Genomic DNA, 16,047 nt, shown 5'->3' with positions numbered 1-16,047 from the left:
CGTTCACGACTCCGACCGGTACATCAGGTCCGTCTCGAACGTCGTGAACCCCAGCCGCTCGTACACCGACACGGCCGCCTTGTTGTCCGCGTCGACGTACAGCATCGCGGTGGGCAACCGCTGCGCGGCCAGGTGCCGCAGCCCGATCGTCGTCAGCGCCTTGCCCAGCCCGCCGCCCTGCGCGCCGGGCAGCACCCCGACGACGTAGACCTCGCCGCGCTGCTCCTCCGCGTGGACCTTCGTCCAGTGGAAGCCGATCAGTTCGCCGTCGCGTTCGGCGAGGAAGAAGCCCTCGGGGTCGAACCACGCCTCGGCCTTGCGGTCGTCGAGGTCCCGCTGGGTGAGGGAACCCTGCTCCGGGTGATGGGCGAAGGCCGCGGCGTTGACGGCGAGCCAGGCCGCGTCGTCGGCGCCGGGCACGAAGGTCCGTACCGTCACCCCCTCCGGGAGCACCGGCTCGGGCAGTTCCAGATCCGCCAACGACCGCCGCAGCTGGCGCAGTTCGCGGAACAGGGCGAGCCCGAGCACCTGGGCCAGATGGCGCGCGGCGGGATGCCCGCCGTGCGCCCACACCCGCAGCCGCTTGCCCGAGGCGGCCAGCAGCGCGGAGCCGAGCGCCCGCCCGTGCCCGTGCCCCCGCCGGGCGGGCCGGACCAGGAGTTCGGCGGCCGGTGCCTCCACCGGGTCGGTGTCCTCCAACTGGCCGTAGCCGACGAGCTCTTCGCCCAGGGTGAGCAGCAGATGCGAGACCCCGGGCCGCGCCCCGCCGCGCAGCTGAAGCCGCCCCTGCTCGGACACCGCGGGCTGCCCGTCGGTCCCGGCGGCCTCGGCGATCAGCGCGAGGACGGCCCCGGCCTGGTCCGGGGTGAGCTCGGAACGGGTCTCGATGGAACGGGAGATGGCTGCGGGCCGTGCGGTGTCGTCGCTGGTCATGGCCTCAGGGTAAGCGGACGTACCGGCAAAGTGGCGGCAAAGAAGAAACCAGGATGTAACCAAGAACCCCCTGTCACGCTACGCGCGTTGACCCTAGGCTGCGCCGGAACGTGGTGACTTCTCAGCCGACTGACAGGGGGGCTCATGCCAGCCACTTCCCAGCCGTACCGCCCGCGCAGACGCCGTGTCGTCGGCCTGCTCGCCGCCGCCGCGAGCCTGGCCACGGCCGGTGCGCTGGCCGCCGCGCTGCCCGCCGACGCGCACGGAAACCCGGGCGGGGGCGGATCCGGTCACGGCTCCAAGCCCGGCCGCTATCAGGACGTCCAGCTCCTCTCCTTCAACGACCTGCACGGCAACCTGGAGCCCCCGTCCGGTTCCTCCGGCCGGGTCACCGAACTCCAGCCGGACGGCACGACGAAGACGATCGACGCGGGCGGTGTCGAGTACCTCGCCACCCACCTGCGCGAGGCCCGCAAGAGCAACCCGTACTCGATCACCGCGGCCGGCGGCGACATGGTCGGCGCCTCCCCGCTGATCTCGGGCCTGTTCCACGACGAGCCGACCATCGAGGCCCTCAACAAGCTGGACCTGGACGTCACTTCGGTCGGCAACCACGAGTTCGACGAGGGCGCCAAGGAACTGGCCCGCCTCCAGAACGGCGGCTGCCACCCCACCGAGGGCTGCTACACGGACAAGAAGTTCAAGGGCGCCGACTTCCCCTACCTCGCGGCCAACGTCCTCGACGAGAAGACGAAGAAGCCGATCCTCAAGCCCTACTGGGTGTGGAAGAAGAACGGCGTCAAGGTCGGCTTCATCGGCGTCACCCTGGAGGGCACCCCGGGCATCGTCTCGGCGGACGGCGTCAAGGGCCTCCAGTTCAAGGACGAGGTCGAGACGATCAACAAGTACGCCAAGGAACTCCAGAAGCAGGGCGTGAAGTCGATCGTCGCGCTGATCCACGAGGGCGGCTTCCCCGCCTCCTCCGCCTACAACTACGACTGCGACGCGTCCGGCGGCGGCTCCGGCATCTCCGGCCCGATCGTCGACATCGCGAAGAACGTCACCCCGGCCGTCGACGCCCTCGTCACCGGCCACACCCACAACGCCTACGTCTGCACGATCGACGACCCGAGCGGCAAGCCCCGCACGGTCACTTCGGCCGCGTCCTTCGGCCGCCTCTACACGGACACCACGCTGACGTACGACCGCGTCACCGGCGACATCGCCCGTACGGCGGTCAAGTCCGCGAACCACGTGGTCACCCGGACCGTGCCCAAGGCCGCCGACATGACCTCCCTGATCAGCAAGTGGAACACCCTCGCGGCCCCCATCGGCAACCGCGCGATCGGCTACATCTCCGCCGACGTCAACAACACCGGCACCGAGTCCCCGATGGGCGACCTCATCGCCGACGCGCAGCTCGCCTACGGCCGTGAGCTGGACCCGGAGACCGACCTCGCGCTGATGAACCCGGGCGGGGTGCGGGCCGGCCTGACGTACAAGGCCTCGGGCGCCGAGGGCGACGGGGTGGTGACGTACGCCGAGGGCTTCACGGTGCAGCCGTTCGCCAACACCGTGAACCTCCAGGACTTCACCGGCGCGCAGTTGGTCCAGGTGCTCAAGGAGCAGGTGAGCGGGACGAACGCGGCGGCGCCGAAGGTGCTCCAGCCCTCGTCGGGCCTGACGTACACGCTGGACCTGACGAAGAGCGGCGCGGACCGTGTGGTCACCGACTCCATCCGTCTCGACGGCAAGGCGATCGACCCGGCCGCCACCTACCGCGTCGCGACGAACAGCTTCCTCGCGGGCGGCGGTGACGGCTTCACGACGCTGGGGCAGGGCACCGGCGACCTGGTCGGCACGGACGACCTCACCGCGCTGGCCCGCTACCTGACCGCCCACTCCTCGGCGACGAGCCCGCTCACGCCTCCGACGGCGAACCGGATCACGGTCGTGCAGTAGCAGCAACCCCCCTGAGGGGCCCGGTGCCGCAGGTCGGCGCCGGGCCCCTTCCTTTTTCCCGTTCTAAATTCTGTGTAAGACCGGTTTCGGTTCCGGGAATTCCATAAGAGTCATCCATAGCAACCGCTCAGCAAGGTCTAAGCGAAAATCGCTTTTTCCGCGCCGGAAGTCCAGTAGTGTTTTCCATGTCGAAAGCGAACAGCGCAAACGGCAGAGGCAGTACAAGACGAAGGAGAACGCGATGAGCTTCCACAAGATTGCCCCGGTCAAGAAGCACCACAAGCCCGCCCCGGCCCCCAAGAAGGCCCCGAAGAAGCCCGCCCCGCGCCGCCGCCCGGTCGCCCAAAAGGGCTGACAGAGAATTTACAGAAGTAATTCAAAGGCAGTTGCAGCAGATCGGTAGAGGAACTGTTGCAGAACCGCAGCAGAGACCGCAGCAGAGAGGGAAACAGACATGAGCTTCCACAAGATCGCCCCGGTGAAGAAGACCCGCAAGCCCGCCCCGGCCCCGAAGAAGCCCGCGCCCAAGAAGCCGGCGCCGGCGCCGAAGCGTCGTCCGGTCGGGCACAAGTAAGCAGTCCCGAGAGCCGCAGAAGAAGACCCGCAGCACCCCACATCCGGCCGCAGAGCCGAACTCCCAGGGAGGGAACCCCACATGAGCTTCCACAAGATCGTCCCGGTCAAGAAGCACCGCAAGCCCGCTCCGGCCCCGAAGAAGCCCGCGCCCAAGAAGCCCGCGCCCGCTCCGAAGCGCCGTCCGGTCGCCCACCAGGGCTGAGCAGGCACCCCGTGAGGCGGGGCCGCCGGTTAGCGAGCACGCTCGCGCCGGTGGCCCCGCCTCGGCCACGTCCAGGCCATTTTTTCCGAAGTCCGAAGGGAGTTGTTGACCATGAGGGAAGCCCGTGAGGCCTTCCGCCGTTTCTGGCCGCTGACCCGCGGTGACCGCAGATGGCTCGCGGTGATCATCGCGTGCGTCATCGTGTCGGCGCTCGCCGAGACCGCCGCGATCCTGCTCTTCGCGGAACTCACCGACAACGCCCTCAAGGCCGGTTCACTCTCCGCGTTCTGGGGCCCGGCCGCCGCCTGGCTCGGCGTCGCCGTACTCGGCGCGCTCGTCGGCTACTTCGGCAACTCCCTCGCCACCTGGACCGCGGAACGCTTCGTCCTGCGCCTGCGCGCGAACGTCTTCGGCCATGTCCAGGACCTCCCGCCGCACTTCTTCCAGCGGCACCGCCAGGGCGACCTGGTGGAACGCCTCACCGGAGACGTGGAGGCCATCGAGCAGATGGTCGTCTCAGGTGTGGTCGGCACGATCTCCGCCGCCTTCTCCGCGGTCTTCTACGCCTGCGCGGCCCTCTACCTCCGCTGGGACCTGGCCCTGGCCACGTTCGTCCTGGCCCCCCTGTTCCTGCTCGCCGCCCGCCGCTTCTCCGGCCGCATCAAGCAGGCCTCGCAGGACGAGCGGGTGGCGGACGGCGCGATCACCTCGGTGGTCGAGGAGTCCCTCGGCAACGTGGTCCTCACCCAGGCCTACAACCGCCGCCGCGACGAGGAGAAGCGCCTCGACGTCGAGGCCCGCGCGTGGATGAGGGCATCGGTGCGCGGCGCCCGCCTCAGCGAGATGTACGAGCAGTTCGTCGAGGTGGTGGAGACCCTCTGCGTCCTCGCGGTCATCGGCCTCGGCGTCTGGGAGATCTCCGCCGGCCGCATGACCCTCGGCGCCCTCCTCGCCTTCGCCGCCTTCATCGGCTACCTCTACCCCCCGGTCCGCAACCTCGGCCAACTCGGCCTCACCCTCACGGCGGCCACGGCCGGCGCGGCCCGCATCAACGAGATCCTGGACGCCACCCCGTCCGTCGGCGACCCCCGCGAACCCGTCCCCGCCTGGCCGGTCCACGGCTGGGTCAGCTTCCACGGCGTGACCTTCCGCTACCCCGGCGCGCCCCGCGAGACGGTGGACGACGTCACGTTCCGGGCGAACCCCGGCGAGCTGGTGATAGTCACCGGCGAGAGCGGCGCGGGCAAGTCGACCCTGTCGAAACTCCTGACCCGCTTCTACGACCCCTCCGAGGGCGTGATCTGCCTGGACGGCGTCCCGCTGCGGGACGTACCGCTCGAATTCCTGCGCGAGAACGTGGCGCTGCTGCCCCAGCAGACCCTGATCCTCAACGGCACGATCCGCGAGAACATCGAGTGCGGCAGGCCGGGCGCGACGGACGAGGAGATCGAGCGGGCGGCACGGGCGGCGGCGGCCCACGACTTCGTCGCGGCCCTTCCCGAGGCCTACGACACGCTGATCGCCCCCGGCACGGCGGCCCTCTCCGGCGGCCAGCTGCAACGGATCGCCATCGCGAGGGCGATGCTGCGCGAGGCCCCGGTCCTGGTCCTCGACGAACCCACGGCGGGCCTCGACTCGGTGGCCGCCCGCCAGGTGATCCGGCCCCTGCGCCGGCTGATGTCCGGCCGTACGACCATCATGATCACCCACGACCTGAGCCTCGCGCCCGACGCCGACCGCATCCTGGTCATGGCGGGCGGACGCCTGGTGGAGGAGGGCACGCACGCGGAGCTGGTGGCACGGGGCGGCGCGTACGCGCGACTCGCGGGCCCGCTCCCCGAGACGGCGATCACAGGCACAGGAACGGGCACGGGACGGCACCGCGCGGACGACACGATGATCCTGAGGCTGCCGCTCAACTAGCGGTCACCTGTGAGGAGTTGCGCCCCGGAGGGTGTACCCCAGCCCCCGCACGGTGTGGATGAGCCGCGGTTCGCCGCGGCTCTCCAGTTTCCGCCGCAGATACATCACATACACGTCGAGGGTGTTGGACGCGGGCTCGAAGTCGAACCCCCAGACGTGCCGGTGCAGCCGGGCCCGGGTGAGCACGGTGCCCGGATGCCGCAACAGGTACTCCAGCAACAGGAATTCGGTACGGGTGAGTTCGAGCGGCCGGCCGCCGCGGGTGACGGTACGGGGGCCCGGATCCATGACGAGATCATGAAAGACGAGCCGTTCGAGCTCGGGAGCCGGCGGCGCCTCGTCTGCTGCCCGCCGCCCGCTCCGGCGCAGCAACGCCCGTACCCGGGCGAGCAGTTCCTCCACCGCGAACGGTTTGCTCAGATAGTCGTCGGCGCCGTTGTCGAGAGCGACGATCCGGTCGCCCACGGCGGTCCGCCCGGTGAGCATCAGGATCGGCACGGTGCACCCCGACGCGCGAATCCGCCGGGTCGCGGCCAGCCCGTCCAACCCGGGCATGGTGACGTCCATCAGCACGAGATCGGGCTCGCCCCCGAGCAGATCGAGCGCGGTACGCCCGTCCCCCGCGAGGACGGTCTCGTACCCCTCGAACCTCAGCAGCCGCCCGATCCCTTCCCGTACGTCCACGTCGTCATCGGCCAGCAGAATCTTCCGCGCCTCCGCCATCCGAACACGGTGTGACGGGTGCCTGTGCGGGAGCTGGCAGGGGGTTGGCAGCGGGTTATGCGTGGGCGCCGCTCGGGGTGTTCGCGCCTCGCAGCCCGGCTGCGCACCAATCACAGTTGATCGAATAGGTGTTCGCTTATATGCTCCCGGGGTCGTGGGGGCGCGCCGTTCCAGAAGGACCGACTGTGGCGGCTGCGTCGACCTTCGGCGATTTGCAGAAGGAAGAGCAAGAAGGAGGGGGAAAGAATGATCGGCAAGAGGCTTGCCCGTCTGGCCACGGTTGGTGCAGTTGCTGCCGCGATGATTACTGTCTCGGCGCTTCCCGCAAGCGCCAATTCGGACAAAATCATCTATCTGCCCGGCGGCAAGGGCTATATGAAGTTCCATGACGACGGGGATGTTTTCGAGGTCTGTGACACCAAGGCCGACGGACATGGTGTCACGGGCACCTTGCTCCGCTTCAACCGCCTGACCGCGGACAGGGTGACGGTGTTGGTGGTCACCGATGGCGGCGACAGCGGCTGCAACAAAAAGGGCTATGACATCGGGAACTTCTACACCTACAACATGACCGTGTCCTGGAATGGCGGCGGCGATGAAATCTGGAGCGATTCGTTCAACGAATAGGATCAGGTACTGACCTGTCGCCATCGATGTGCCGACAGGAAGGTGCGAAGAAGCCCCTCAGGAAATTCTGGGGGGCTTCTTCGGTGATGCTGCCAATTGATTCCCGTCATGTGACGACGTGACTACGGCGCCGATTCCTGCGGAGCCGTGGGCGTCCCCGGCAGTCGTACGGTGGCCACCGTGCCGCCGCCCGGGGCGTGGGACAGCGTCACCTCGCCGCCGGCCTGTTGGACCGTGCGGGCGACGATCGACAGGCCCAGGCCGGAGCCGGGGAGGGCGCGGGCCGAGGGGGAGCGCCAGAAGCGGTCGAAGACGTGCGGGAGTTCTTCGGCGGGGATGCCGGGGCCGTGGTCGCGGACCGTGAGGACACCGCGGGTGAGCTGGACCTCGATCGTGCCGCCCTCGGGGCTGAACTTCACCGCGTTGTCGAGGATGTTGACCACGGCGCGTTCCAGCGCGGAGGGCTCCGACTGGACGTACCAGGGCTGGACGTCGGCCGTGATCGTCAACTCCGGTCCGCGCAGGCGGGCTCGGCGCAGCGCGGCTTCGACGGTGTCCTGGAGCGAGACGATCTGGACGCGCTCACCGCGCTGCCCCTCCGAACGGGACAGTTCCTGCAAGTCGCCGATCAGGGACGCCAGTTCGGTCATCTGCGCCTTCACCGAGGCGAGCAGTGCCTTGCGGTCCGCCGGAGGGATGGGGCGGCCGGTCTCCTCGCTGCGGGTGAGGAGTTCGACGTTGGTGCGCAGGGAGGTGAGGGGGGTGCGGAGTTCGTGACCGGCGTCCGCGATGAGCTGCTGCTGCAACTCGCGGGAGTTGGCCAGCGAGGTCGTCATGGAGTTGAAGGAGCGGGAGAGGCGGGCCACCTCGTCGTCGCTGTCCTCCTCGACGGGGATGCGGATCGTCAAGTCCTCGGTGCGGGCGACGTGTTCGACGGCTTCGGTGAGCTTGTCGACGGGACGGAGGCCGGCCCGGGCGACGGCGAGGCCTGCGGCTCCGGCGCCGACGACTCCGATGCCGGAGACCAGGAGGAGGATCAGGGCGAGGTCCTTGAGAGTCTTCTCCGTGCTCGACAGGGGCAGGGCGATCAGGACGGCCGCCTTGGAGGTGGCACCTGTGGTCTGGTCGGTGATGGTGAATCCCGGCAGAGCAAGCACGCGGACGTCGTTGCCGTCCGCGTCGGTGCTGTTGTGGAAGACCCCCTCGCGGGTCTCGCCCTTCTTGATCAGCTCCTTGTCGGTCCGGGTGACCTTCACCGTGCCGACGGAGAACGGCATGACACAGGTCTTCCCGCTCTCCGAGACCACCTGGAAGTACGTGTTCCGCGGGCCGTTGCCGGAGTCCTGCGAGACCTTGGTGGTGCAGTTGTTGACCGCGGCCTCAGCCTGATCGCTGAGCTGCCGCATGACCAGCTGTTTCCGCAGGTCGTTCTCCACCTGCTCGTACAGCTTCCCCTGCACGATGAACCAACACGTCACCGAGACCGCCGCCACCCCGAACGCCACCGCCGCCGCGACCAGCATCGCCAGCCGGGACCGGATCGGCAGGGTCCGGAACCGGTGCAGGAACCGGTTGAGGACGTTCTTCACTCCGCTCCACCCTGTCGCAGCACATAACCCACACCCCGCACCGTGTGCACGAGCCGGGGCTCGCCGCCCGCCTCCGTCTTGCGGCGCAGGTACATCACGTACACGTCGAGGGAGTTGGAGGACGGCTCGAAGTCGAAGCCCCACACCGCCTTCAGGATCTGCTCCCGCGTGAGGACCTGGCGCGGATGCGCGAGGAACATCTCCAGCAGCGTGAACTCCGTGCGGGTCAGCTCGACCTGCCGGCCGTTCCGGGTCACCTCGCGCGTCGCGAGGTCCATGCGGAGGTCGGCGAAGGTCAGGGAGTCGTCCTCGGGAGCCGTCCCGGCCGCCGCGGCCGCCGCGTACGAGCTGCGGCGCAGCAACGCCCGTACCCGAGCGAAGAGTTCGTCGAGTTCGAAGGGCTTGACGAGGTAGTCGTCCGCGCCCGCGTCGAGACCGGTCACCCGGTCGCCGACCGTGTCGCGCGCCGTGAGCATCAGGATCGGCGTCGTCGTGCCCGCCCCGCGCATCCGGCGGGCGGCCGTCAGGCCGTCCATGCGCGGCATCTGGATGTCGAGGACGACCAGGTCGGGCTGGTAGGCGGTGGCCTTCTCCAGCGCGTCCGCGCCGTCGACGGCGACCTCGGTGTCGTACCCCTCGAAGGCCAGACTGCGCTGGAGTGCTTCACGCACCGCCGGCTCGTCGTCGACGATCAGGATGCGCTGGATGTCACGGTCGCCTTCGGCGGGGCTCATGGGCTGGATTCCTCGGGTGCGGTGGGACGGGGAGACAACGATCGGCCGGTCGTCATCAGCCTCGCATGTTTCCCGGCCGGTGCGTGAAGCGGAGGGCGGGGGAGAAACCGGCTGAGATCGGGGTCGCGGTGCCCGGACTCAGGCCCGCATCGTGGCGAGCCGGTTCAGCGGCACCTTCCGGTGGTGCGGGTGGGCCGCGCTGGTGCGGAGCCCCATGAGTTCCGGGGCGGACGCCACTTCCGGGGCGCGTACGGCTTCCGGGGCCCGCGCGGCCGGCGCGTGCAGTTCGTACGCCACCCCGAGGGCCAGGCCGAGACCGGCCGCTCCGGTGTCGGTCACCGTGTGCGAAACCTGCTTGATCATGACGTACTCCCTACTGGTAGCTGGTGGCCCTTGGACCTAGTTGTCGGAACCGCCCGCCCGCAGCGAAGCCAGGTCCGCCTTGACGGTGTTGATCGGGATGGCGAAGCCGATGCCGATGCTTCCGGCCTCGGACGACGAGGACGAGGAGTCCGAACTCGACGAGTACATCGCGGAGTTGATGCCGATGATGTCGCCGTTGGCGTCGATCAGGGCGCCGCCGGAGTTGCCGGGGTTGAGGGACGCGTCGGTCTGGATGGCCTTGTACGTCGTGGTCGACGAGCCCGTGTCGCCGTTGAACTGCTGGCCGCCGAACTGGAAGGGCCACTGGCCGTTGCCGTTGCCGTTGCCCGAACTCTGGCTCTGGCTCTCGTCGGTCGAGACGGTCACGTCACGGTTCAGGGCGGAGACGATGCCGCTGGTGACCGTGCCGGTCAGGCCCTCGGGGGAGCCGATCGCGACGACCGTGTCACCGACCTGGACGCCGGAGGAGTTGCCGAGGGTGGCGGCCGTCAGGCCGGAGGCGTTCTGGAGCTGGAGGAGCGCGAGGTCCTTCTTGCTGTCGGTGCCGACGACCTTCGCGGTGTACGACTTGCCGTTGCTCGTCTTGACCTTGACGGACGTGGCGCCGGAGACGACGTGGTTGTTGGTGATGATCTGGCCGTCGGTGGTGATGATCACGCCCGCGCCGGTGGAGGTGCCGTTGCTGAGGGTCGCCTCGACCTCGACCACGCTCGGGCTGACGGTCGCGGCGATGGTGGCGACGTCGCCCCGCTTGCTGGAGGGCACGACCGCCGTGGTGGTGCTGGAGGTGGCGACGGTGTCCTTGCCGGTCAGCTGCTGGAAGGCGTACGCGGTACCGCCGCCCACGGCCGCCGCGACGATCGCCACGGCGGCGAGCAGCGCGATCGGACCGCGGTTGCGCTTCTTGGGCCTGGGGGCTTCCGCCTGGAGGGGGGTGAGGAGAGCGGTGTCGCCGCCGCCACCGGAGCCGCCGTAGCCGTCGGCGCCGAAGGCCGCCTGGGGGACCGGAGCCGGCTGAGCGGGCTGCACCGGCTCGAAGGCCTGAGCGGGCCGCGCCGGCTGAGCGGGCTGCGCCGGCTCGAAGGGCTGCGCCTGCTGCGGCTGGTACGCCGGCGGAGGCGGCCACTCCGGGTTCACGGGAGAAGAGGCGTGCTGCTGCTGGGGGTACGCCTGCGGCTGGTCGCCCTGGGGGGTCTCGTACTCGCCGCTGCGGCGGAAGCTCTCGGTCATGGAAAAGAGACTGTCGCGCGATCATGAGAGGTACCTGAGTCCCCGCTGAGAAGCCCGACAGAACCTCGTATGCCCGATATAAAGACGCCCGTGGCCCGGAAACTCGGGAAAACGTGAGGTTGCGGGGGAGTGAGGGCACGGCACGGGCCGGACGAATACTTGTGTGACCCCTGTGCGGCAGGTGTGTGCGGTGACAGGCGGGGCCTACGATCTCCGGGCCGGAGGGGGGCTCCGCGAACAGCGCCGGTGCACGCGCCGTCACGAGACGCGTGTCGTCGGCTCCGCGTGGTCGCGTCGTACGCCCTTCCCGGGCCCACTACGACACCCACACAGGAGTCCCGAGTGATACGTGCCCTGCGCGGCCGGCTGAGACGCACCACCACGGCGTTCCCGGCCGCCGCCCTCGCGCTGGCGCTGAGCTGCGCCGGCGTTCTCGCGGCCCGGCCCGCCACCGCGGTCGACGGCCCGCCCGGACTGCCGTCCGCCGCGTCGGCCGCGGCCCAGGCCGGGCTGCCGAAGCCCACCGCCTCCGACCAGGAACTGCGCTCCCGGGTCGTCGACGCGGCCCGTACCCGGGCGAGCGCCAAGAAGACGGCGACGAAGACGCCGTACATCATCGGCGGCACCGAGACCACGATCTCCAGCGCGCCGTGGATGGTCCAGCTCGCCTACTACGACGACACGACCGGCGACGGCTACTTCTGCGGCGGCACCCTGGTCGCCCCCAACAAGGTCCTCACCGCCGCGCACTGCGTCGCGGGCCTGGACTGGGTCAAGAACGGCGCGGTCCTGGCCGGCGCGACCGGCCTCTACGACGACACGTCCGGCACCGTCACGGGTGTCCTGCACCAGTGGAACCACCCGCGCTTCAACGCCACCACGGCCCAGAACGACATCGCGGTCCTCACCCTGGCCCGCCCCCTGGACCAGCGGTGGATGCGGCTGGCGTACCTGAACGACCTCGCCTACGTCACCCCGGGCGCGAAGGCCACGGTCTACGGCTGGGGCCTGACCTCCGGCACCGGCACCGAGCTGTCCGCGAACCTGCGCAAGGCCACGCTGCCGATCGTCCCGGACGCGACCTGCGACAGCGCGATGAAGTCGGTCCTCGGGGACGACGAGTTCATCGAGGGCTCGATGTTCTGCGCGGGCACCCCCGCCTCCGGCGCCGACGAGGGCACCACCAGCCCCTGCAACGGTGACTCCGGCGGCCCGGTGATCGTCGACAACAAGGTCATCGGCATCGTCTCCTGGGGCGTGACCGGCTGCACCGCCAAGGGCGCCTACCCGGTCTTCACCAAGGTCGGCTCCTACGCCTGGGCCGCGCAGCCGCGCATCGACGACACCGACCTGTCCTTCGACGGCCGCGCCGATGTGCTGGGCCGTACGCCCTCGGGCGGGCTGTTCGAGCAGGACAGCAACGGCACCTCGCTCGCGCGGCGCTCCTTCGTCGGCAGCGGCTGGCAGTCGGCGAGCTGGGGTCTTCAGGCCGACCTGGACCGGGACTACTACCAGGACCTGATCCTCCGCGACAAGACGGACGGCAACCTCTACCGGGACTACCTGAACCACTCCACGGGCGAGTTCACATGGATGCGGATCAGCTCGGTGTGGGGCGGCTACAAGTCGTACGCGATCCCCGGCGACCTGACCGGTGACGCCCGCCCCGACCTGGTCGCGGTGGACGCCGACGGCTCGGTGTACCTCTACCCGGGCAAGGGCGACGGCCAGTTCTACGGCCGGGTGAAGGTCGTCAACAAGGCCTGGAAGAACGTCAGGATCTTCGGCCACGGCGACCTGACCGGCGACGGCCGCGCCGACCTCCTGGTCCGCAACTCCTCCGGCGTGCTGTACCTCTACGCGGGCACGCAGATCGAGCACACCCCGTGGAAGACCCGCGTCCAGGCCCGTACCGGCTGGAACTTCACCTCGTACGTGGCCAACGGCGACGTCACGGGGGACGGCATCGCGGATGTGATCACCCGCGACTCGGGCGGCACGCTGTGGCTGTACCCGGGCACCAACCGGGCGACGACGGCGCTCTTCGGGACGCGGATCAAGCTGGGCACCGGCTACAACCAGTACAACCTGCTGTTCTGACCGTTGTTCTGACCGGACGGCCGTGATCCGGCGGTCCGGTCAGGCTTCGCAGCCGCAGGACCGCCGGGTCACCAGGCGGGAGGGGAACAGCTTCAGCCGCTCGCGCCGGGAGCCCGCCACCCGCAGCCCGTCGTCGAGCACGAGGTCCACGGCCGCCCTGGCCATCGCCGGACGGTCGGAGGCGATCGTCGTCATCGGCGGATCGGCGAGGGCGGCTTCCTTGATGTCGTCGAAGCCGATCACGCCGAGTTCGCGCGGTACGTCGATGCGCAGCTCGCGGGCGGCCCGCAGCAGGCCGATCGCCTGGTCGTCGGTGGAGCAGAAGATCGCGGGCGGTCGCTGCGGCCCGGCGAGGATCCCCAGGGCGACCTGGTAGGCGTCGTAGCGGTTGTACGGCGCCTCGAAGAGCCGGCCCTCGGTCGGCAGACCGGCCTCGGCCATCGCGCGCCGCCAGCCCTCGACGTGGTCGGAGACCGGGTCGCCGACGGCCGGGGTGTCCGCCGTACCGCCCATGCAGGCCACGTACTCGTAGCCGTGCTCCAGGAGGTGGCGGACGGCGAGCTGGGCGCCGCCGAGGTCGTCCGTGACGACGGCGACGTCGTCGATGGCCTCGGGGCGTTCGTGCAGCAGGACCACGCGGGCGTCCCAGGCCTCGATCTCGGCGGCGGCGAGGTCGTTCAGCGCGTGGCTGACGAGGATCAGGCCGGAGACGCGCATGCCGAGGAAGGCGCGCAGATAGTGGACCTCGCGCTCGGCGACGTAGTCGGAGTTCCCGACCAGCACCATCTTCCCGCGCTCGGACGCGGCCTGTTCGACCGCGTGCGCCATCTCCCCGAAGAAGGGCTGGCGCGCGTCCGGCACGATCAGGCCTATGAGGTCCGTGCGCCGCGACGCCATGGCCTGGGCCACCCGGTCCGGTCGGTACCCCAGTTCCTTGATCGCGGCGAGGACACGCTCGCGCGTGGCCGGGGCGACCGGCCGGGGTCCGTTGTTGATGACATAGCTGACAACGGCGGTCGAAGTACCCGCCAGCCGCGCCACGTCATCCCGAGTCACCTTTGCCACGCGCGGAGTCTACGCGGATTGACCCGCTCTGGGCAGGGCGTATCGAGCTTCTCGAAGAAGCCCGGTGCCCTGCCCGGGCGCGGGCTACGCGTCGGCCGGGATCTCGGCCGCGTCCAGGGCGGCCGAGTCGGCCGTCTCGTCCGCGTCCTCCGGCTTTGCTCCGGCGAGGGCGGCGCTTGCCTTGATCCTGGCCTCCTCGCCGCCGCGGTCACCCTTCTCCGGGGTAACGAATCGATAACCGACGTTCCGGACGGTCCCGATCAGCGACTCGTGCTCGGGCCCGAGCTTGGCGCGCAGCCGTCGTACGTGGACGTCGACCGTCCGGGTGCCGCCGAAGTAGTCGTAGCCCCACACCTCCTGGAGCAGTTGGGCGCGGGTGAAGACGCGGCCCGGGTGCTGGGCGAGGTATTTCAGGAGCTCGAACTCCTTGAAGGTCAGGTCGAGGACCCGGCCCTTGAGCTTGGCGGAGTACGTCGCCTCGTCCACGGAGAGGTCGCCGTTGCGGATCTCCATGGGGGAGTCGTCGTTGACGATCTGCTGGCGGCCCATGGCGAGCCGCAGCCGCGCCTCGACCTCGGCCGGGCCGGCCGTGTCGAGGAGCACGTCGTCGATGCCCCAGTCGGCGGTGACGGCGGCGAGGCCGCCCTCGGTGACGACGAGGATGAGCGGACACCCCGGTCCGGTGGAGCGGAGGAGCTGACACAGGCTGCGCACCTGAGGCAGATCCCGGCGGCCGTCGATGAGGATGACGTCGGCACCGGGGGTGTCGACGAGTGCGGGGCCTTCCGCCGGTGCCACGCGCACGTTGTGCAGCAGCAGGCCAAGGGCCGGAAGCACCTCCGTCGACGGCTGGAGGGCATTGGTCAGGAGCAGCAGAGAACTCATATGTCTGGTTCCTCCTCGGTCCCTGCGAGGACGTGTGTCGTGCGGCACAGCGTTTGCGATCCCGGGGGCCTTGTACGACCGGCGGCCACCTGGGGTTTCCCGTGGTGTACCGCTTCGTATACAACGCTCCTGAAAGCACAAAAGGACCCGGGGGCTTCGCTGCCCGAGTCCTCTGTCCAGCAGAATAGCCCACATGAGCGCTGGTACGGCAGGTCATGTGGCACGATCCACCGTTCGTCCGAACTCTGAGACGATCAGACGCACACCTTTGCGGACGTTTCTGCACACCGACGACGGGGTGACGATCGATTCCGTATACGACCCGGCAGCGGCCGTATACGACGCCTCCGCGCCACCTTCCGGTGACCTGGTGTTCGTCGTCGCGCACGGTTTCACGGGCGATGTGGACAAGCCGCACGTGCGCCGGGTGGTCGAGGCGTTCGCCCAGTACGGGGCGGTGGTCACCTTCTCCTTCCGGGGCCACGGACGCTCCGGCGGCCGGTCCACGGTCGGCGACCGCGAGGTCCTGGATCTGGCCGCGGCGGTCGCCTGGGCGCGGGAGCGGGGGCACGCGCGGGTGGTCACCGTCGGCTTCTCGATGGGCGGTTCGGTGGTGCTGCGGCACGCGGCGCTCTACCGCCCGGCGGGTCCGGAGGGTGAAGCGGACGGTCAGGGGCGCAGGGGGCGCACGGAAGCGCACACGGACGCGGTGGTTTCGGTGAGCGCGCCGGCCCGCTGGTACTACCGGGGCACGGCCCCGATGCGGAAGCTGCACTGGCTGGTGACCCGCCCCGAGGGCCGGATGGTGGGCCGCCTCGGCTTCAAGACCCGTATCGAGCACAGCGGTTGGGACCCGGTCCCGCTCTCCCCGGTCGAGGCGGTCCCGCGGATCGCGCCCACCCCGCTGCTCGTCGTGCACGGCGAGATCGACGGCTACTTCCCCCTCGACCACCCCCGCATGCTGGCCGAAGCCGCAGGTGGCCACGCCGAACTCTGGCTGGAGCCGGGCATGGGCCACGCCGAGCACGCGGCCGACGACGACCTGCTGGCCCGTATCGGGCGCTGGGCCGGTGCACAGGACAGCTAGCCTGACCGTTGCAGCCCCCGATCGATT

Annotated in this window: 14 protein-coding genes; 6 read left to right on the top strand and 8 right to left on the bottom strand. The window is 69.8% G+C overall.

Features of this window, described 5'->3' with window-relative positions; all coding sequences use genetic code 11:
* Positions 1 to 3: 3 nt before the first annotated feature.
* Entirely contained in the window at positions 4 to 933 is a 930-nt protein-coding gene (gene mshD / locus ACIQPR_RS06430; protein ID WP_403642678.1) for a mycothiol synthase, read from the bottom strand.
* A gap of 144 nt (positions 934 to 1,077) precedes the next feature.
* On the opposite strand from mshD, the gene ACIQPR_RS06425 reads away from it, so the two are divergent.
* The 3 genes from ACIQPR_RS06425 (at position 1,078) to ACIQPR_RS06415 (ending at position 5,596) form a co-directional block, all read left to right on the top strand.
* Positions 1,078 to 2,895 carry a bifunctional metallophosphatase/5'-nucleotidase gene (locus ACIQPR_RS06425; RefSeq protein WP_403642675.1) on the top strand — a complete coding sequence of 606 codons (1,818 nt, stop codon included), beginning with the start codon at positions 1,078 to 1,080 and terminating at the stop codon, positions 2,893 to 2,895.
* Positions 2,896 to 3,550: 655 nt separating this feature from the next.
* A complete protein-coding gene (locus tag ACIQPR_RS06420) occupies positions 3,551 to 3,673 on the top strand; it encodes a hypothetical protein (RefSeq protein ID WP_403642672.1) in 123 nt (40 codons plus the stop codon).
* Positions 3,674 to 3,784: 111 nt separating this feature from the next.
* Positions 3,785 to 5,596, top strand: a complete 1,812-nt coding sequence (locus ACIQPR_RS06415; RefSeq protein WP_403642669.1) for an ABC transporter ATP-binding protein — start codon at positions 3,785 to 3,787, stop codon at positions 5,594 to 5,596.
* A 3-nt stretch (positions 5,597 to 5,599) separates the two neighbouring features.
* Here the strand turns inward: ACIQPR_RS06415 and ACIQPR_RS06410 are convergent, their stop codons facing one another.
* Entirely contained in the window at positions 5,600 to 6,319 is a 720-nt protein-coding gene (locus ACIQPR_RS06410; RefSeq protein WP_403642666.1) for a response regulator transcription factor, read from the bottom strand.
* Positions 6,320 to 6,565: 246 nt separating this feature from the next.
* Between ACIQPR_RS06410 and ACIQPR_RS06405 the strand changes: the two genes are divergently transcribed.
* The gene (locus tag ACIQPR_RS06405) at positions 6,566 to 6,946 is read left to right on the top strand and encodes a hypothetical protein (RefSeq protein WP_403642663.1); all 381 of its coding nucleotides are present in this window, start codon (positions 6,566 to 6,568) and stop codon (positions 6,944 to 6,946) included.
* A gap of 122 nt (positions 6,947 to 7,068) precedes the next feature.
* Here the strand turns inward: ACIQPR_RS06405 and ACIQPR_RS06400 are convergent, their stop codons facing one another.
* The 4 genes from ACIQPR_RS06400 to ACIQPR_RS06385 all read right to left on the bottom strand — a co-directional run bounded on the left by ACIQPR_RS06400 (position 7,069) and on the right by ACIQPR_RS06385 (position 10,883).
* Positions 7,069 to 8,469, bottom strand: a complete 1,401-nt coding sequence (locus tag ACIQPR_RS06400) for a sensor histidine kinase (protein ID WP_403642969.1) — start codon at positions 8,467 to 8,469, stop codon at positions 7,069 to 7,071.
* Between the two features lie 62 nt (positions 8,470 to 8,531).
* Positions 8,532 to 9,269, bottom strand: coding sequence for a response regulator transcription factor (locus ACIQPR_RS06395; RefSeq protein ID WP_403642660.1), 738 nt, complete (start codon positions 9,267 to 9,269; stop codon positions 8,532 to 8,534).
* A 138-nt stretch (positions 9,270 to 9,407) separates the two neighbouring features.
* Positions 9,408 to 9,632 carry a hypothetical protein gene (locus ACIQPR_RS06390; RefSeq protein ID WP_403642657.1) on the bottom strand — a complete coding sequence of 75 codons (225 nt, stop codon included), beginning with the start codon at positions 9,630 to 9,632 and terminating at the stop codon, positions 9,408 to 9,410.
* A 36-nt stretch (positions 9,633 to 9,668) separates the two neighbouring features.
* The gene (locus tag ACIQPR_RS06385; protein WP_403642654.1) at positions 9,669 to 10,883 is read right to left on the bottom strand and encodes a S1C family serine protease; all 1,215 of its coding nucleotides are present in this window, start codon (positions 10,881 to 10,883) and stop codon (positions 9,669 to 9,671) included.
* Positions 10,884 to 11,225: 342 nt separating this feature from the next.
* On the opposite strand from ACIQPR_RS06385, the gene ACIQPR_RS06380 reads away from it, so the two are divergent.
* The gene (locus ACIQPR_RS06380) at positions 11,226 to 12,983 is read left to right on the top strand and encodes a trypsin-like serine protease (protein WP_403642651.1); all 1,758 of its coding nucleotides are present in this window, start codon (positions 11,226 to 11,228) and stop codon (positions 12,981 to 12,983) included.
* A 39-nt stretch (positions 12,984 to 13,022) separates the two neighbouring features.
* On the opposite strand, the gene ACIQPR_RS06375 is transcribed toward ACIQPR_RS06380, so the two are convergent.
* Positions 13,023 to 14,048 (bottom strand): LacI family DNA-binding transcriptional regulator, encoded by a 1,026-nt coding sequence (locus ACIQPR_RS06375; RefSeq protein WP_403642648.1) that lies wholly within the window; start codon positions 14,046 to 14,048, stop codon positions 13,023 to 13,025.
* An 84-nt stretch (positions 14,049 to 14,132) separates the two neighbouring features.
* The gene (locus tag ACIQPR_RS06370) at positions 14,133 to 14,933 is read right to left on the bottom strand and encodes a winged-helix domain-containing protein (RefSeq protein WP_403642645.1); all 801 of its coding nucleotides are present in this window, start codon (positions 14,931 to 14,933) and stop codon (positions 14,133 to 14,135) included.
* Between the two features lie 193 nt (positions 14,934 to 15,126).
* Here ACIQPR_RS06370 and ACIQPR_RS06365 point away from each other — a divergent pair, with 193 nt between their 5' ends.
* Positions 15,127 to 16,020 (top strand): alpha/beta hydrolase, encoded by an 894-nt coding sequence (locus tag ACIQPR_RS06365; RefSeq protein WP_403642642.1) that lies wholly within the window; start codon positions 15,127 to 15,129, stop codon positions 16,018 to 16,020.
* The last annotated feature ends 27 nt before the right edge of the window (positions 16,021 to 16,047 follow it).

The organism is Streptomyces sp. NPDC091280 (assembly GCF_044768565.1).
Lineage (GTDB): Bacteria > Actinomycetota > Actinomycetes > Streptomycetales > Streptomycetaceae > Streptomyces.
Note: the sequence above shows the minus strand (reverse complement) of the source record. Positions and strands in the feature narration are given on the sequence as shown.

Bases quoted from the DNA above. Each gene is read 5' to 3' on its own strand.
- ACIQPR_RS06420 (WP_403642672.1), top strand. From the start codon at position 3,551: ATGAGCTTCCACAAGATCGTCCCGGTCAAGAAGCACCGCAAGCCCGCT.
- ACIQPR_RS06410 (WP_403642666.1), bottom strand. From the start codon at position 6,319: ATGGCGGAGGCGCGGAAGATTCTGCTGGCCGATGACGACGTGGACGTA.
- ACIQPR_RS06385 (WP_403642654.1), bottom strand. From the start codon at position 10,883: ATGACCGAGAGCTTCCGCCGCAGCGGCGAGTACGAGACCCCCCAGGGC.
- ACIQPR_RS06425 (WP_403642675.1), top strand. From the start codon at position 1,078: ATGCCAGCCACTTCCCAGCCGTACCGCCCGCGCAGACGCCGTGTCGTC.
- ACIQPR_RS06395 (WP_403642660.1), bottom strand. From the start codon at position 9,269: ATGAGCCCCGCCGAAGGCGACCGTGACATCCAGCGCATCCTGATCGTC.
- mshD (WP_403642678.1), bottom strand. From the start codon at position 933: ATGACCAGCGACGACACCGCACGGCCCGCAGCCATCTCCCGTTCCATC.
- ACIQPR_RS06405 (WP_403642663.1), top strand. From the start codon at position 6,566: ATGATCGGCAAGAGGCTTGCCCGTCTGGCCACGGTTGGTGCAGTTGCT.
- ACIQPR_RS06390 (WP_403642657.1), bottom strand. From the start codon at position 9,632: ATGATCAAGCAGGTTTCGCACACGGTGACCGACACCGGAGCGGCCGGT.
- ACIQPR_RS06370 (WP_403642645.1), bottom strand. From the start codon at position 14,933: ATGAGTTCTCTGCTGCTCCTGACCAATGCCCTCCAGCCGTCGACGGAG.
- ACIQPR_RS06415 (WP_403642669.1), top strand. From the start codon at position 3,785: ATGAGGGAAGCCCGTGAGGCCTTCCGCCGTTTCTGGCCGCTGACCCGC.
- ACIQPR_RS06400 (WP_403642969.1), bottom strand. From the start codon at position 8,469: ATGCTGGTCGCGGCGGCGGTGGCGTTCGGGGTGGCGGCGGTCTCGGTG.
- ACIQPR_RS06365 (WP_403642642.1), top strand. From the start codon at position 15,127: ATGAGCGCTGGTACGGCAGGTCATGTGGCACGATCCACCGTTCGTCCG.